The sequence below is a fragment of the Vibrio sp. QJM3NY_26 genome, from assembly GCF_057786005.1.
In genome coordinates this window covers 981,164-996,914 of sequence record NZ_CM173516.1, presented here as the reverse complement: position 1 = coordinate 996,914, position 15,751 = coordinate 981,164, and the positions used below count along the sequence as shown (strand labels likewise).

At 44.6% G+C, this 15,751-nt stretch carries 14 protein-coding genes; 8 read left to right on the top strand and 6 right to left on the bottom strand.

What is annotated here, in order from left to right:
- Positions 1-33: 33 nt before the first annotated feature.
- Positions 34-1,461, top strand: a complete 1,428-nt coding sequence (locus AC3CH4_RS19740) for an aminotransferase-like domain-containing protein (protein ID WP_488543651.1) — start codon at positions 34-36, stop codon at positions 1,459-1,461.
- 97 nt (positions 1,462-1,558) lie between these two features.
- Here the strand turns inward: AC3CH4_RS19740 and AC3CH4_RS19735 are convergent, their stop codons facing one another.
- The 3 genes from AC3CH4_RS19735 to AC3CH4_RS19725 all read right to left on the bottom strand — a co-directional run bounded on the left by AC3CH4_RS19735 (position 1,559) and on the right by AC3CH4_RS19725 (position 4,603).
- On the bottom strand, positions 1,559-2,107 hold the full coding sequence (locus tag AC3CH4_RS19735; protein ID WP_488543650.1) for a carboxymuconolactone decarboxylase family protein: 549 nt from the start codon (positions 2,105-2,107) through the stop codon (positions 1,559-1,561).
- Between the two features lie 341 nt (positions 2,108-2,448).
- Positions 2,449-3,417, bottom strand: a complete 969-nt coding sequence (gene yidZ, locus AC3CH4_RS19730; protein ID WP_488543649.1) for an HTH-type transcriptional regulator YidZ — start codon at positions 3,415-3,417, stop codon at positions 2,449-2,451.
- Positions 3,392-4,603, bottom strand: coding sequence for an MdtL family multidrug efflux MFS transporter (locus tag AC3CH4_RS19725; RefSeq protein WP_488543648.1), 1,212 nt, complete (start codon positions 4,601-4,603; stop codon positions 3,392-3,394). Before AC3CH4_RS19725 ends, yidZ begins: the two co-directional genes overlap by 26 nt.
- A 481-nt stretch (positions 4,604-5,084) precedes the next feature.
- On the opposite strand from AC3CH4_RS19725, the gene AC3CH4_RS19720 reads away from it, so the two are divergent.
- Positions 5,085-6,248, top strand: a complete 1,164-nt coding sequence (locus AC3CH4_RS19720) for an amino acid permease (RefSeq protein ID WP_488544362.1) — start codon at positions 5,085-5,087, stop codon at positions 6,246-6,248.
- A gap of 160 nt (positions 6,249-6,408) precedes the next feature.
- Here the strand turns inward: AC3CH4_RS19720 and ohrR are convergent, their stop codons facing one another.
- Positions 6,409-6,846 (bottom strand): transcriptional regulator OhrR, encoded by a 438-nt coding sequence (ohrR, locus tag AC3CH4_RS19715; RefSeq protein ID WP_488543647.1) that lies wholly within the window; start codon positions 6,844-6,846, stop codon positions 6,409-6,411.
- Between the two features lie 127 nt (positions 6,847-6,973).
- Between ohrR and ohr the strand changes: the two genes are divergently transcribed.
- From ohr to AC3CH4_RS19695, 4 genes are all read left to right on the top strand, one after another.
- Positions 6,974-7,396: an organic hydroperoxide reductase Ohr gene (gene ohr / locus AC3CH4_RS19710; protein ID WP_016797728.1), complete on the top strand. Its 423-nt coding sequence runs from the start codon at positions 6,974-6,976 to the stop codon at positions 7,394-7,396.
- Positions 7,397-7,658: 262 nt separating this feature from the next.
- A complete protein-coding gene (locus tag AC3CH4_RS19705) occupies positions 7,659-7,967 on the top strand; it encodes an ArsR/SmtB family transcription factor (protein ID WP_004732945.1) in 309 nt (102 codons plus the stop codon).
- Between the two features lie 183 nt (positions 7,968-8,150).
- Positions 8,151-9,491, top strand: a complete 1,341-nt coding sequence (locus tag AC3CH4_RS19700; protein ID WP_488543646.1) for an aldehyde dehydrogenase family protein — start codon at positions 8,151-8,153, stop codon at positions 9,489-9,491.
- 9 nt (positions 9,492-9,500) lie between these two features.
- Positions 9,501-10,280 carry a 2OG-Fe(II) oxygenase family protein gene (locus AC3CH4_RS19695; RefSeq protein WP_488543645.1) on the top strand — a complete coding sequence of 260 codons (780 nt, stop codon included), beginning with the start codon at positions 9,501-9,503 and terminating at the stop codon, positions 10,278-10,280.
- 138 nt (positions 10,281-10,418) lie between these two features.
- Here the strand turns inward: AC3CH4_RS19695 and AC3CH4_RS19690 are convergent, their stop codons facing one another.
- The gene (locus AC3CH4_RS19690; RefSeq protein ID WP_488543644.1) at positions 10,419-12,398 is read right to left on the bottom strand and encodes a methyl-accepting chemotaxis protein; all 1,980 of its coding nucleotides are present in this window, start codon (positions 12,396-12,398) and stop codon (positions 10,419-10,421) included.
- Between the two features lie 401 nt (positions 12,399-12,799).
- Between AC3CH4_RS19690 and AC3CH4_RS19685 the strand changes: the two genes are divergently transcribed.
- Both AC3CH4_RS19685 and AC3CH4_RS19680 read left to right on the top strand, forming a co-directional pair.
- Positions 12,800-12,973, top strand: coding sequence for a hypothetical protein (locus AC3CH4_RS19685; protein ID WP_162838716.1), 174 nt, complete (start codon positions 12,800-12,802; stop codon positions 12,971-12,973).
- A 154-nt stretch (positions 12,974-13,127) separates the two neighbouring features.
- Complete coding sequence (locus AC3CH4_RS19680; protein WP_065206324.1) at positions 13,128-13,712, top strand: TetR/AcrR family transcriptional regulator; 585 nt, start codon at positions 13,128-13,130, stop codon at positions 13,710-13,712.
- Positions 13,713-13,820: 108 nt separating this feature from the next.
- On the opposite strand, the gene AC3CH4_RS19675 is transcribed toward AC3CH4_RS19680, so the two are convergent.
- The gene (locus AC3CH4_RS19675; RefSeq protein ID WP_488543643.1) at positions 13,821-15,686 is read right to left on the bottom strand and encodes a fructose-specific PTS transporter subunit EIIC; all 1,866 of its coding nucleotides are present in this window, start codon (positions 15,684-15,686) and stop codon (positions 13,821-13,823) included.
- Between the last annotated feature and the right edge of the window lie 65 nt (positions 15,687-15,751).

The window sequence follows — 15,751 nt, the reverse complement described above, 5'->3', positions numbered from 1 at the left end:
ACAGATTGAGAGTGAGCAACGAGGGAGAATAACGTGGAAGTAGAAGTCAGCGGCAATAAATACCTTGCTACCGAACACCATATTAAGGCTCAAATCGATAAAGGGCTCTTTCACCCAGATGATCGTCTACCCTCGATCCGCCAGTTAAGCGAACAGCTTGGCGTAAGCAAAAATACCGTAATTCGAGCCTATCAAGAACTCGAAGCAACGGGTTGGGTTTACTCGGTACCTAAATCTGGCTATCGCGTGAAAGCGCCCAATACCACCAGCTGGGATTCATCGAGCCAACCTCAAAAAGTCGATCTACTATCTGTCACTAAATCGGTGCTCTCTCGTCCAAAGGGTCGCTTGAAGCTTTTAGCAGGTTCTGCACATCCCAACATCAACAACCCCGCGATTCGTAGTTTATACGCCGAGATCGGTCGCCACAGTCGATTGCAAACTCAGTTACCCGGTTACTACCAACTACCTCCTGGCGACGAGCAATTAGTAAAGCAATTGTTAAAGATCACCCATGATCTAGGCGTGCCCGCGGGATCGAAAGAGATTGCGATTACTCACGGTGCTCAACAGGCGATCAGTTTGGCTCTGCGAGCATTAACCAAACCGGGTGACATCGTCGCTGTTGAGTCGCCGTGTTATTTCGGTAACTTACTACTACTTGAATCACTTGGGTTACAGGCTCTTGAAATACCAAGCAGTATTAGCCACGGAATCGACATCCCTTCGCTACAAAGTGCATTGGATAAATGGGAAGTAAAAACGCTACTGCTAACACCAAACTTTACCAACCCAACGGGCTCTCGTATGCCTTTGGCAAATCGAAAAGCGCTGTTGGAGATAACCGGATCTTTGCCGATTATCGAAGATGATGTGTTCGGCAGTCTGGCGTTTGATACACCAATTGCTAGCCTAAAAGAACTTGATGACCAAGATAGAGTTATCTACGTGAACTCTCTATCCAAAACCTTAGACTCTCGCCTACGCATTGGTTGGTTACTCTCGGGACGTTACCAAGCTCAAGTCGAAAAATATCTACTTTGCGACAACATGGGCAGTTCCAATCTCATGCAATCGGCGGTCGGACAGTTTCTCACCACAGGCAAATACCGCAGTCACCTTTCCAAAATGAAACGACTCTATCAAACCAATCAAAAGCAGTTTCAAAGCTTGTTAATACAAGCATTGGACAGCTATCCTCATATGGAAGGGCGTTATCATTTATCGAAGCCAGAAGGCTCTTTTTTAAACTGGATAACACTGCCGGAATCGGTCGACAGTTATGCCGTTTATCAAGATTGCTTGAAACATAAACTAGGGATCTTACCCGGCACCGTTTTTGGTACCCACGATCAATTCAAGCACTGTTTGCGCTTTACTGTGGCTAACATTGAAGAGAGTAAAGATTGGAAAGAAGGGGTTGTGACATTAGCGAAGATAATCGCTAAGCACGTAAGTTAGGTTACCTTTCTAATTCCCCATTCACACCAAACAACAAAGCCCCACTCAACCGAGTGGGGCTTTGATTATTCTTACTCTTTACTTAGTTCAATGGGAATTAACCTTGCCAAGCAAACTGTTCGAACACCTTGTCTACTGGCGTTTCAGCAACACGGTTTACGTAGTTACTGATCACTTTCTGAGACAAACCTAGAATGACTTCTAGCACTTGTTGTTGACCGTAACCCGCCGCAAAGAAGGCTTCCATTTCGTCCGCTGGCACATTGCCACGATTACGTACCATACTTAGCGTGAAGTCGTGCAATGCTTGCAGTTTTTCAGTTGGCAGTGCAGTACGGTTACGAAGTGCTTCGGTAATCGCTGGGTCCACATTCATTGAATGTGCGATACCCGTATGTGCAGGCACACAGTAGTGGCACTCGTGCTCAACGTTGATAGTTTGCCATACCACGGTTAACTCATCAGCATCAAAAGACGAATCACTAAATGCTTGATGAAGCTGCGTGTAAGCTTTGAGAGTATTAGGTGATTCAGCCATCACCCCAAAAAGACCAGGAACTCGACCCATCTGTTTTACAGCCCCTTCAAGAATGGGTTTGCTTTGCTCAGGTGCTGATTCTACTGAGTGAATTTTAAAGTTGCTCATGTTCTATTCCTTTCGATTCTTTATACTAATTTGATTCACAATCGGAGTGATATATGACTGTTCTCCGTTGGCGTGAAAACAATATAGATCAAATCTGAACGATCGTTCAAGTATTAATTTGAACAATCGTTCAGATTTACACTGTTTATCGAATCAACAATTAAGAAATAACCGTATTCATTTGAGAAGTTCTGACCCTATCCGTATGATTTAAAATAAAAAGCCCATCAGATAACATCTGATGGGCTCGCTTCTGACTCTGAATTCTTATTTCAATCAACGATCAATATCAACGGTACAAGCCTTCAGGTCATCTAATCACATTTAATCTCATCACAAGGTTAGACACTTTTCCCTTCAAACTGATAAAGCTCTCTAAGCGTGTCTTTTAGCCATAGAACGATTGGGTTGTAAGCATTGCGTTTATGCCAAATCATGGTGAACGGGATCAGCAGCTTTGTGGCGTTCTCTTCATCTAGAGGAATAGGCAGACAAGTAAGATTAGGGTAAAGTTGTTCAACGTAACGTCGGCAGTAATTCGGTGCCACGGTAGTCATGGTGTGGTTTGACTGAGCCGCCATAAACAAAGACTGCTCAAAACCCGCTAGCGTAAGTGCGATATGTCGGTCGAGTTGCAAATCTGTGAGAATTTCATCCAACGCCCATGTTTCACTTTTCTCCCACACAATATTGATGTGAGGGTATTTGAGGAAAGCCTCAAGGTTCCACTCTTCTTGCAAGGCTGGGTGGTCTTTTCTCAGATACACCACGGGCAAATCGTGGAACAATACCTCGAAATCAATGAAGTATGGCAGTGCATCTAGAGACTCTTTCGAACGTGGGTGGCTTTCTCGCCCTGAAAATCCAATATCAGATTCGCCACGTACGATGGAATCTATCGAATCGTAGTCCCAATTGCGCATTTTGATCTCCGCATTGGGATAACGTTGATACACGCTTTGCGTCAATTCGTTCAGCATGATCAACGATAACGGAGATTCGGCTTCTAAATTTAAACGTAAGTCCTTTGGAGCATCGTCGCCACGAGTAGTGAGTATTTGACTACCAATCTGCAACCAGTCTTGAAGATCTTTCACCATGCTCAGCGCAAGTGGTGTTGGCGTTAAGCCCCTCGGCGTTTTCACAAATAGAGGATCATCGAACCAGTCTCGAAGTTTAGTCAGTGATTTGCTTACCGTTGAAGGCGTGACGTTCAGCTTTTTGGCAGCTTTTGAAACACTCTGTTCTTGCAACAGCAATTGCAGAGTGAATAACAAATTCAGATCAAGACGGGCTAGTGGCTTCTTCATAATCACTTTTAACTTGGGAAGGACCTACCCATAGTATTAGAGCAATACTGATAACTCCACCAGCAGCCAATATAAATGCCAACATATTCAATGCACTTAGCCCGATAACGCCCATAAACCAGATAAACAGTGCTGAAGTACATACTTGGGAAACTCCGAGTATTGAACTTGCCACACCTGCGCGCTGTGAATAACAGCTCAATGCTTGGCTCATCGCGACACCAAAACCCAATGAGAAGCCGCCGCACACGAAAGCAAAGCCCAACAACGTCACGTAATGCCCTAAACCACCATCAATCGATGCGAGCAACAAGATAGCCGCAACGACAAAGCAAACTTGTGAAGTCAGCATTAAGTACTTTTGATTAAACACATTCAAAGCAAATGGTGCAGAGAATGACACCAACATACTCACCAAAGCCGTGAGTGCCATAGTGTAAGAATACTGACCTCGGTCGAAGCCAAGCTCTGTCATGATCAACAGTGGAGAGACATTCACATAAGTAAGAATTGCGGTCACTCCTAGGCTGGTCATGATCACTCGGCTGATAAACAACGGGTCTTTGAACGTTTCAGTTGAAGTTGGTTGAAATGTCTCAGATAAAGAAGCTTTCGCTAACACCGACCCTATAACTTTAGGTTTAGTCTCTTTTAGCACGAGCACCGACAACAAACACACCACTACACCCATGCCCGCCATGGTCGTGAACAAACTCGGCCATGGGTAAACAGTCATGATTAGATGACCAATCACAGGCGCGAGTACTGGTACGATGCAGGTAATGCCATTCATCATCGACAGCACCTTAGCGCGTTTTTGGTCGTCCAATACATCTCGCAAGATAGCGAACGCCACCACATAACAAGAGCCAGCACCCACACCTTGAAAGAAACGCACGAGAAGAAATGGTTCTGCATTGGTCACAACACCGCCGAACATCGAAGAGGTAGCAAAGACAATCGCACCGAAAATAGCGACAGGTTTTCTTCCTACACTGTCGGCAAATTTACCGGCAAACAACATGGTGGTTGCCATTCCTGCGAGATAAATAGAGAACGCAGCATGAAGCTGAGCCTCAGACGCATTTAGGTCCGCGGCAATTTGAGGCAACCCAACTAAATACAAATCAATAGCCGTTGGATACAAGAGAACAAGCGTAAAACTACAAAATAGAAAACGGTACATAACACCCCCACATAATTGGTGTGAGGATAATAAGAGCGAAACGCCAAACTACCGAGTGGTATCTACGACAACGGATCTTTCCATTTACGACAAACCCTCATGCTACAACTGGATAGTCTCTTCATTGAGGAGATCCAATTAGTACTCATAAAATAAGGGAATCCGGCAGGAAATCATCAAATTAGCAAGGTTTTGACTTGGTTTCACTGAAATTAAGGCATCCGTTAATCAGCCGTATAGAACGAATGATTAAACGGCTGTTAATGAACATAAGTTATCAAAAAGATAAAACAACTCACAAGATGAATACCAAAAACAACCGGCCATATGTAGCGCAAATCTCTTCGTGATTTTTTTAGAAAAATTCAAAATTTATTAGAAATTAACCCCTAACTTTACTGAGTAATTTGTTAGTCTTGGCAACAAATATTTACAATCCAACTAAAAATTATTTGGATACTTCGAGGTTGTTTTCTTGAATATGAAATTATTCGGCAGTTCCCTAATCCTTTCAGGGACTGCATTAGGTGCAGGCATGCTGGCCATTCCGATGGTATTGGCTCAATTTGGTTTCATGATCAGCTCAGTACTGATGCTGCTTATCTTTATTGGCACCACCTACTCAGCACTCCTCTTGGCAGAAGCGTGCACCAAAACCAAAGACAACAGTGGAATGAGCAGTGTTGCTTACCTAACGTTAGGCAGCAAAGGCAAACACTTTATCAATGCACTCTTTTACCTGCTGTTGGTGTGCATGCTCATCGCTTATATCTTGGGTGTCGGCGACATCATTCATAAGTTACTGCTCGATGTCGGTATAGACATCTCTGCATCCGCTGCTTATACCGTTTTCAGCCTATTAATGGGTGTGATTGTGGTGGCGGGTAAGTCGTATATCGACAAGTTAAATCGCGGTTTATTCATCACGATGGTGGTGATGCTGCTTATCGTTATCGCCTCTTTGTTTAGTAATATTCGTCTTGATTACCTGACTCAAACCAGTAAATACACCGCTAATGACGTGGTGCAGTACAGCGCAGTTATCTTTACCAGCTTTGCCTCTATGGTGGTGATTCCGTCACTGGTTATATACAACCGAGAAGCGACTCAAAAGCAGATCCGCAATATGATTCTGCTAGGCTCTGTGATTCCACTAATCTGCTACCTCACTTGGTTATTCGCGATTATCGGTAACCTTGGTACAGACGCTATCAGCCAATTCCATAACATTTCAGAACTGATCTCGGCGTTTAGCGGACAGTCTTCTTGGCTGAAAGTAGTGATTGCGCTGTTCTCAGTATTGGCATTGGTGACATCTTTCCTTGGTGTGTCTATGGCGCTGTATGACCAAAATAAAGATGCAGTCACCAGCAACAAAGCATTGGCTTATGCCCTAACCTTCGTTCTACCTTTGGTATTAGCTGAGTTATTCGCTAGCCAATTCGTGAGCATGTTGGATTACGCGGGGATGGTGTTGGTGTTCTTAGCTATCTGGGGACCACTTGCAATGGTGGTTAAAGTTCGTAGGCCAGACTTTCCTCACCTACAGACTCAAGGCAGCTATACCGCAGCCGGTGGCGACACAGCACTTATCGCAACATTTGGTTTTGGTGCGTTGATTTTTATCTCTTGGTTTATGGGTTAATTCTCAAACTAATACAATATCAAGTGACCATTTCAACGGTAGTCGATACCAAAAAGCCCGTGAGCATTACTCTGGATTAGCAATGACCGCTAATTAGTAGTAAAGGCTTACGGGCTTTTTCATTTTCTGATTATCATTGCCGAGAACTAAAAGCCCTCTCTCATTTGGTCAAGTTACCAAGCAATTGCTCACACTGTGCTTTTAATGATTTAAGCTCATCTTCGTTCATCTTGGAGAGACACAGCATTTCAACTGGCACGGTTTGCGCTTGTTCTTTGAGAACGACCCCTGCAGGTGTCAACGTGATAACTCGAACTCGTTCATCTTCAGCACTGCGAGTTCTAAGCACATAACCTTTCGCTTCCAAACGCTTGAGTAGTGGCGTCAAGGTGCCAGAATCTAAATGCGTTTTTGCGCCTAGCGCTTTGACATTTATCTCTTTTTCTTCCCAAAGCACCATCATCACAATGTACTGCAAGTAAGTAAGATCAAGCGCTTTCAGTAAAGGTTGATACGCCCTACTCATTGCATTCGACGCACTATACAACGCAAAACACACCTGATTATCCAGCTTTAGATAGTCATCTTTGTCGCTCATGATCACCTCACCAATAAATTAAATTGCGCACAATATACTTGCGCGCTCAAATTTTATCAATTAAGCTAGCTTTAAAATTAAGTTGCGCGCAATTTAATCTTACACAATTCAAATAAGGACTAAAACAATGACAACACTCTACACAACTTCTGCAACAGCAACGGCAGGTCGTAATGGCCAAGTATCAACTGATGACAATCTACTCTCAGTGGCATTGAGCTACCCTAAAGAGATGGGCGGTTCAGGTGAAGCGACCAACCCAGAGCAGCTATTTGCTGCGGGTTACTCTGCGTGTTTCTCAAACGCTCTACTTCACGTTGCGAAAGAGATGAAGATTAAGATCGCATCAGCGCCAACCACTGCAACGGTAGGCATTGGTCCAAATGAGAATGGTGGCTTTGCTTTAACCGTTTCACTAGCCGTTGAACTCGATTTAGATCAGGAACAAGCTGTTACGCTTGTGAAAACGGCTCACCAAGTTTGCCCTTACTCAAACGCGGTTCGTGGCAACATTGATGTGAAATTGTCGGTTAACGGACAAGCGCTTTAGTCTCAAAGTTAAACCAGAAAGATACGCCAATAGAGATGTCTGTAGACGCCTAAAATTGAGCCTCATCCCTAAGTTACTTTGCTTTGAGCGAGTAACTTGGGGATTGTTCATTCGTTAATAGCGAATAAGCTTTACCAAAACAAATCGATACTCAGATCCCGTAACGCCGGATTGGCAGACACCGAAAATAGACATCGACATATTGCGATATCCTAGTTTCGAGGGTATATTTCACTTAAATCAGAAATAGCAGTTAAACACCATGTCAGACGTGAACGAAATTTTAAAATCCATCAACAACCCTGTACGCCGAGATATTCTTCATTGGCTTAAGTCGCCTCAAGAGCACTTTAACCTAGAGAAGCAACTCGTTGATACCGATGTTGAGGGGGTATGCGTTAGCATTATTCAGGAGAAGAGTGGCCTATCTCAATCTACCGTTTCTTCTTACCTCTCGAACCTGCAGCGTGCAAAGTTAGTGACATCAAAACGCATTGGCTCGTGGACTTACTACAAGCGTAATGACGAATACATCGAGAAATTCCTGAAAGCGCTGTCTGATTCCCTATAGTTGAAAAGAACAAAAATCAACAGAACAACAGTTAGATAGCACGATGAAAACTGGATGGATTCACGCCATCCTTTATGACGAATATCATTTATTAAAAACCAACATATCGAGATTTTTAGATATCTAGTTATCGAATTATTTAATAATAATGCAGATACTAAAAATGCAGCGGAGCCGACAAACATGAACAAGTCCATTCAATCCTTTGACCCAAGTAACGGTGAACTCCTTGGCGAGGTAAACCAAACTTCAGCTGAAGAAGTCACTCAAACCATTCACAAAGCAAAAGCTGCACAAAAAGCATGGCGTCAACTCTCGATGAACGAGCGAGTGCTGACCATTATCAAAGCCTATCAACAACTTGATAAGTACGAAGAGTCCTTCTCACAGTTACTTGCTCGTGAAATGGGTAAAGACATTCGTCGTGCGACCGGAGAAGCAACCGGTGCGATCTACATGGGTCAGCACTATGCAGAGGATGCTCAACGCGCACTCAACACACGGAAATTGTCCGGTTCAACAGAACTTCAATACCGTCCACTAGGTGTTGTCGGAGTTGTATCTCCTTGGAACTACCCTGTGATGATGGCAAACAACCTCATTGTGCCAGCACTGGTCGCGGGCAATAGCGTGATTCTAAAACCTTCAGAAGAGACACCTCTCATCGCAGAAGCATTCTTTGGTGAACTGCAAAAGCACTTACCAGAGAATGTCTTGACCGTGATGCAAGGCGATGGTGAAACAGGCAAAGCATTAGTCGAAGGCGACATCCAAATGATCGCGTTCACTGGCTCAAAAGCAACAGGCCAAGACATCATGAGACGTGCCGCGAGCAAAGTGAAACGCCTTGTAATGGAGCTGGGCGGCAAAGACCCAATGATCGTGATGCGCGACGCGAACCTAGAACAAGCCGCACGCTTTGCTGTTGCGGGTAGTTTTGAAAATTCAGGACAAATGTGTACTTCTATCGAACGTATTTATGTTGATGAGCGCATAGCAGATAAATTTGAACAACGTGTCACTGAGATCGCAAATATGTACCAGATTGGCCCGTGGGATATGCCTAACGTAAACATAGGACCAATCATCAATGCTACGCAACATGGAAAAATCGTTGAACAATTAAAAGACGCACAACAAAAAGGGGCAACTTTCCTTCTAGGTGATATTGAACAACCAGAGCGTTATATCCGCCCTACTGTTATCACCGGAATGACTCCTGAAATGAAGTTAGAAACAGAAGAGACTTTTGGGCCAGTGGTCGCGATCAGTCGCTATTCCGACATTGAAGATGCGATTGAGCGCGCTAACAACAGCGAGTATGGGTTGGGTGCTGTGGTGTTCGGAAACCAAGGCGCCAACGAGGTTGCTGATGAACTTGATGCTGGCATGGTTGGCATCAATCAAGGTCAGGGCGGCAGTGGCGATGCCCCATGGGTTGGCGCGAAACAGAGTGGCCTTGGTTACCACGGCTCGGTTGACGGACACCGTCAGTTTGCACAAGTAAAAGTGGTTTCAAAATAAGGATTCATGATGAATAACGAACAGAACTTCTACGTTGTTAGACGAGAATCAGGCACTCAGCGCAGTGACCTTCCCGTTTGGGCACCAAAGTCTGCAAACCCATTTGCACTTGATAAGAACGTTAACGCGGTATCACGCGCTGAAGTAAGCAATGTACCGGGTGCTTTTCAGTTACTCGATGTGCTGCTCCCTGAAGAAGTTCAGCGCATACTCGATGAAGCCAACCAACTTGGTTTTACAGAAGATGCAGCTGTGTCTCTACCAAGAGAAGTTCGCCACAATCAGAATCTCAACTTGATCGCGGATACTGAAACCCTCGACATTATTTGGAAGCGTTGCAAAGATCATTTCGTTGATAAGTACGGCCATTTTGCTGGTGTGAAACCACTTGGAATCAACGGTCGTTTTCGATTTTATCGCTACGATGAAGGGGATTTCTTTAAAATGCACACCGATGGCTCTTGGCCCGGTAGTCAAGTTGTCGATGGAGAACTGATCGATGACTCTTTTGGCGACCGTTGGAGCATGTATACCTTTTTGCTTCTCTTGAGTGATGATTTCGTCGGTGGCGAAACTCAATTCATGGTTAGCCATGATGACCCGAGTAAGCCTGCTCGTCGTCAAGGGCATCATCATGAAAATGCGGATATAGAATCGGTTAGAACACCGAGCGGCAGCGTGCTTTGTTTTCCTCACGGTACGCACCCCGCCCATTGTATTCACGGCTCAGCACCGATACTTTCTGGGACTAAATACATTATTCGTACTGACGTATTGTTTGAGCTTTAACTTGTTGTTTCTATAAAGCGCAGTCTTAGTCGCTTCAAATCCTAAAAAAATGTCCCGCACTAAGCGGGACATTTCGTTATATAAGAGAGATAGCTCTTAACTTTAAACTCTTAGCTATTAGCCATGAGCTCGGAAAGATTAACTCTTAAACGTATTCGAGAGCTCTTTCAGCGATGTTGCCAATTCAGCTTGTTCTTTCGCTGTCGCCGCAATTTGCGTTGCGCCCGTCGTCGATTCGGTCGACTTCTGCTCAACCGCCACCACGTTCTGAGCAATGTCTTGTGTCACGACTGCTTGCTCTTCTGTTGCCGTTGCAATCTGCTCTGTCATGCTGAATATCTCGCTCACAGCACTAGAAATATCTTGTAGCGTTTGTTCTACTTCTCGCGAATCTTCAACCGCTCTTGATGACATTTTCTTACTGTTCTCAATCACATTGAACGCCGTTTGTACATCAGACTGTAGCGAACTGATGAAGCCCTCTATCTCTAACGTCGACTCTTGCGTACGCTGAGCCAATGTACGAACTTCATCAGCTACAACGGCGAAACCACGACCTTGTTCACCTGCACGTGCCGCTTCGATCGCTGCGTTTAGTGCTAACAAGTTTGTTTGATCAGCAACCGACTTAATCACATCGATAACGCTGTTAATGTTATTGCTGCTTTCGTGTAGGTGGGTAATTTTCTCAGCTAAGCCGTTAATCTCAGATGCCAAGATTTCAATCGATTCATAAGAGTGTTGAACTGTGCTCAAGCCCTCTTGTGACTGTTGATCCACCATTTTCGCCGAAGTTGCCGTTTGCTGCGTTTTAGCCGCGACTTCATTCACGGTTGCCGAAAGCTCTTCAGTTGCCGTTGCAATCAGCCCAATTTGGTCTTGTTGCTCAACTAATGTATTGGAGTTGTATTGGCAAGTTTGCGCCGTCTCTTCTGCTGCCGAAGCGAGTGTTAAGCTTGATTGAGACAAGTTATCGATCACCTGAGAGAACTTCTCTAACGTTTCGTTAAGCGATGAAGATATCTGACCAAGCTCGCTCTCACCCAAGTAAGTTGCGCGAACCGTTAGGTCATTGTCATCACGAACCTTTGAAAGCACCAAATTCAGGTCTTTGACTCGGGTAGTTAGGTCTGTAATGGCTTTGAAACTAACAAAGGTTGCAAACAAAGTAATCACAACAAACATCGCGATACTGCCCATCATTGCTGATTGAGCTTGCTGAGTTTTCTGATCAGTCAATGCAATAAGAGAGTCTGACAGTTGGTTCTCTGTCTTTTTCAGCTGAACAATGCGCGCTGTTGATTGCGCGAACCAGTACACAGGGTCGACATCAAATCCGCTCATTTTCGATTCAGCCACATCACGAAGCTTCTCGACTTCCGCGACCGAGCGGTCATTCAATTGTTGTTCAAAAAAGCTAACATTGTCTGGGTTACCCAGAACTTCAAAGTTCGAGAAATAGGTATTTTGCTCAGTCACCAAAGAGATGAATTTAACCAACATACCTGGGCCAAATTCATTTTTAGAAAAGGTGTTGTTGAGGACAGCACGCTCGATACCAGCTCGCTCTTTACCTTGCAAGAAATTGTAGTAAGCGATGGTTTCAGTAGTAATCGTCGAGTCTGAGCTCAGTTCCGCAATCAAAGCCGATACACTAAGCAGTTTTGCATTCAGTTTTGTGTAGTAACCTAACGCCTCAGAGAGTGGAATTGATTGAGAATCCACTCGGTTTCGAATCGTGGTTATTTGATTAAGGCTTTGGCTTATTTCACTGTTCAAGCGATTGATCTGTGGCAGATCGATATCAGCCGACTGCCAGTATTCGTTTCTCTGATCACGTCGACTATCCGCACTAGTACGTTGTGAACGTAATTCACTCACAAATTGAGTGCCTTGAGAGCCGATAAAGCCAGCCGTCATGCCTCGCTCTTTTTGCAACTCATGTACCAATTCACTGTAAACAACCGACAAGCGTGTCAGTTGATTCAATGATGACATTTCACTCGTCGTTTCTACGCCTTTTGAAATCGCAGAAACACTGAGCCATAGAAACCCTAAGATCGGCAAAATAAGCAAAGCAATAATTTTTTGCTTAAAAGACATATCGGATAATTTCATTTTTATTCCCTAGCAGCTAACAAATCTCTATCTGTCATGTAATTAGACACACTTCTAAACCGGCATGCCCTTGTTGAGATCATATAATTATTCAGTTTTAACAATTACCGTTCTATATCGACGGCAATCGATAAATCTAACACTTAACCTTACAAAACTCATTGATTTATTTATAAAACTGCAAGCTATGCAACCTTAGTAGCCATACAAATGCGTGCAACAACATTTTATTGGCGGAGTGACTAAAAATTGACAGCTTTTGCATAACCATAAAGAGGTAGATCGGCACTCGCAGTATAATCTTTACCAAACAATGCACTCGCGATCATCTATAAATTCAACATCAAATATGTATAATGCCGAGCTCTTAAAATTAACGTAGATGCATAATTAGAGGTTTTATGAATTGTCCTGCTTGCGAAGAAAACATTGGATGGGAGTGGGTAGAAGAGGCAGCAATTGAACCCAACGAAGAATTCAACTGCCCAGAATGCGATGAAACTCTAATGTATACCATTGATGAAGGCACCTATTACGGCGCGCAACATAAAACCGTAGAAGTAGTCGACGCGTAAATTACAGCCTTATAGCGACAAGCTGACCACTTTATTTCAAATACTTAGCAAATAACTAAACTAAGCGGCTTACTTTCTTGCTGGCTCTTCTTTACTAGAACGGGCGTTCAGCATAAAATATTGAACATATGTTCAGATTAATGAAGTAGATGTTATGGCCAAGACAGCGAAGTTCGATAGACAAGATGTAGTAGATAAAGCAACTAACCTGTATTGGGAAAAGGGCTTTCACGCAACGTCTATGCGTAACCTACAGGACGTGATTGATATGCGTCCGGGAAGTATCTACGCGACTTTTGGCAGCAAAGAAGGCCTATTTAAGGAAACTCTTGCTCGTTATACCGAGCTTGGCATCCTTAATCTGAACCGCTTCCGCAGTGAAACGGACTCGCCGATTAAAGCACTCGAAAATTTTGTAAAGCGCGCAGTCGTCGAATCTAAACAGAGCTCTCCTAACGGCATGTGCATGTTAGCTAAAACGGTTGCTGAACTGACTGACGAGCACGCAGAATTATTAGCAGAAGCGAAGAAATCATTAAAGATCATGGAAGGTGAATTCGCCAAGTTGATAGCTGAATCACAAGATCTAGGTGAGATAAGCAAAGAGCGAGAACCCGCTCAGCTTGCTCGTCATGTTCAAGTTCAAATCGCTGGCCTGCGTACCTATGCGAAAACATGCGACGACATCGAATTACTCAACTCGATGGTTGAGGACGTATTTAAGTACCACCCTTTTTAGCGTCTGACCTTATAGATTGGGCACAATACTAAAAGACTCCACTTTCGCCTTAATAGGTCTGAGCGGAGTCTTTTTAGTTTGGAGTCGATAAACTTTGTGGTTTAAGGATTACACCTTTCTCATGATCAACGCTTGCGCATTAAGCATCGCTTCCTTAGTACTAACATCTAAGGTTTTAACGTTCGCAAAGCGCTCGACTTCTTTGATTGCCACATCGTGAGCAAAAATCACTAGCCTAGCTTTTTCAATATCTTTTTGTGTAATGCGATTGCCTATCCCGTTTGCACCTTGTGTTTCGACTTTTATCCGAACCCCAAGATGATGCGCCGCCTTTTCCAAAGACTTAGCCGCCAGAAAAGTGTGCGCGACACCTGACGGGCAAGAAGTAATAGCAAGTACATCAGCTTGCCCTTCTTCCGTGACCGAACCACCCGCAAATTGATTAGAGCGAGACTCATCTTCAACCACATTCTTTTTAAGCAGTATCACGATCGCAGCCGTCGTCAGTGCACCCGCTAACGTCCCAACAATGTAGCCAATCTTGCCATCAACCACAGGCAAAACAATCCAGCCCCCCCAAGGAGCATGGTTTACTACATGGAACATAAAGCCAACCACGTTACCGACAATGCCACCAGCCACAACCGCAGGCAGAACACGCGCAGGATCGGCCGCTGCAAATGGGATTGCACCTTCACTGATGCCAATCATTCCCATAATACCTGCTGCTTTACCTGCTTCGCGTTCGTCTCGTTTAAACTTCTTCGGCGATAAGAAAGTCGCCAGCGCCATACCTAATGGGGGTGTACAAATGGCAATGCCAACCCCCCCCATTAACCATGGCTGAGTATTCACCTGAGTTTGTGCAAACAGCGTGGCTACTTTGTTGATTGGGCCGCCCATATCAAACGCGGTCATTGCACCTAGAATGCTACCCAGTACCACTTTTCCTGAGCCAGCCATGCCAGTCAGCATTTGATTCATCTCAAGCATCACCTGCGCAATGGGGGCACCAATCACCCACATCACAGCCCCACAGGTAACAAAAGTGCCGACAAGCGGATAGATGAAGATAGAGCTCAGCGAGATCATGCTGTCTGGCAGCTTGATTTTCTTAAGTAGATTAACCACAAAGCCTGCGAAAAAGCCGACCACAATCGCACCAAGGAAACCAGTGTTGTATTGATTAACCGCCACCCAAGAACCAATCATACCCGGTGCTAAACCCGGCTTGTCGGCCATTGAATACGCGATGTAACCGCCGAGCACGGCGGTAAAAAGCGTTAAGCCCGCAATACCCATTTGTGCAATGTCAGCCAGAACGCCGCTCTCTGGAACGGCACCGTGACCAGATATCATGACCGATAAAGACAACAGAACACCGCCCGCGACCACGAATGGAATCATGTGTGAAGTGCCGTACAACAAGTGTTCTTTAAGGCGATTGAGATATTGAGCCCAAGGGCTGAGCGGCTCGACGTAAACTTCATTATAGTTTGAGGCGTAACTATCGAACGATTCAGAATTGGCTTCGAGGAACAGCTCTTGAGCTTCCTCGACCGACTCAACCGCCTTTAATTTTGTAACAAAGTCATCTTCAATCAGTTTGGTCGAGATCTGAGCCAGTACCTCGATATGATGGTCATCGTTGTTGTCAGGCGAAGCGAGCATAAAGAACACATCGGACAGCTCACCGCCATCGGCACCATAATCAATACCCGTTCGGCTAATCCCAACCGCAACGGCAGGCTTAGCAACTGCGGTGCTTTTCGCGTGTGGAATGGCGATACCATCATCAAAGCCCGTGTTACCTATGGCTTCACGCTTCCAAATGTCATCAAGGAATTCACTTTTATTGGAAAGCTTACCAGCACGGTCGAGCAGTTCGACAAGCTCTTCAAATACCGCCTGTTTTGAGTCTGCCTGTAGTTCCAAGCAGATAATCTCGGGCTCGATAATGTCAGTGATATCCATGTGCCGCCTCGTCCGAGTAACAATTTGAGTGAATGAGATAAAGAGGTTAATAAGAAGAAAAGATT

Excerpts from the sequence above, each read along its gene's own strand:
- AC3CH4_RS19735 (WP_488543650.1), bottom strand. The coding sequence starts at position 2,107 with ATGAGCAACTTTAAAATTCACTCAGTAGAATCAGCACCTGAGCAAAGC.
- yidZ (WP_488543649.1), bottom strand. The coding sequence starts at position 3,417 with ATGAAGAAGCCACTAGCCCGTCTTGATCTGAATTTGTTATTCACTCTG.
- AC3CH4_RS19725 (WP_488543648.1), bottom strand. The coding sequence starts at position 4,603 with ATGTACCGTTTTCTATTTTGTAGTTTTACGCTTGTTCTCTTGTATCCA.
- AC3CH4_RS19720 (WP_488544362.1), top strand. The coding sequence starts at position 5,085 with ATGAAATTATTCGGCAGTTCCCTAATCCTTTCAGGGACTGCATTAGGT.
- ohrR (WP_488543647.1), bottom strand. The coding sequence starts at position 6,846 with ATGAGCGACAAAGATGACTATCTAAAGCTGGATAATCAGGTGTGTTTT.
- ohr (WP_016797728.1), top strand. The coding sequence starts at position 6,974 with ATGACAACACTCTACACAACTTCTGCAACAGCAACGGCAGGTCGTAAT.
- AC3CH4_RS19705 (WP_004732945.1), top strand. The coding sequence starts at position 7,659 with ATGTCAGACGTGAACGAAATTTTAAAATCCATCAACAACCCTGTACGC.
- AC3CH4_RS19700 (WP_488543646.1), top strand. The coding sequence starts at position 8,151 with ATGAACAAGTCCATTCAATCCTTTGACCCAAGTAACGGTGAACTCCTT.
- AC3CH4_RS19695 (WP_488543645.1), top strand. The coding sequence starts at position 9,501 with ATGAATAACGAACAGAACTTCTACGTTGTTAGACGAGAATCAGGCACT.
- AC3CH4_RS19690 (WP_488543644.1), bottom strand. The coding sequence starts at position 12,398 with ATGAAATTATCCGATATGTCTTTTAAGCAAAAAATTATTGCTTTGCTT.
- AC3CH4_RS19685 (WP_162838716.1), top strand. The coding sequence starts at position 12,800 with ATGAATTGTCCTGCTTGCGAAGAAAACATTGGATGGGAGTGGGTAGAA.
- AC3CH4_RS19680 (WP_065206324.1), top strand. The coding sequence starts at position 13,128 with ATGGCCAAGACAGCGAAGTTCGATAGACAAGATGTAGTAGATAAAGCA.
- AC3CH4_RS19675 (WP_488543643.1), bottom strand. The coding sequence starts at position 15,686 with ATGGATATCACTGACATTATCGAGCCCGAGATTATCTGCTTGGAACTA.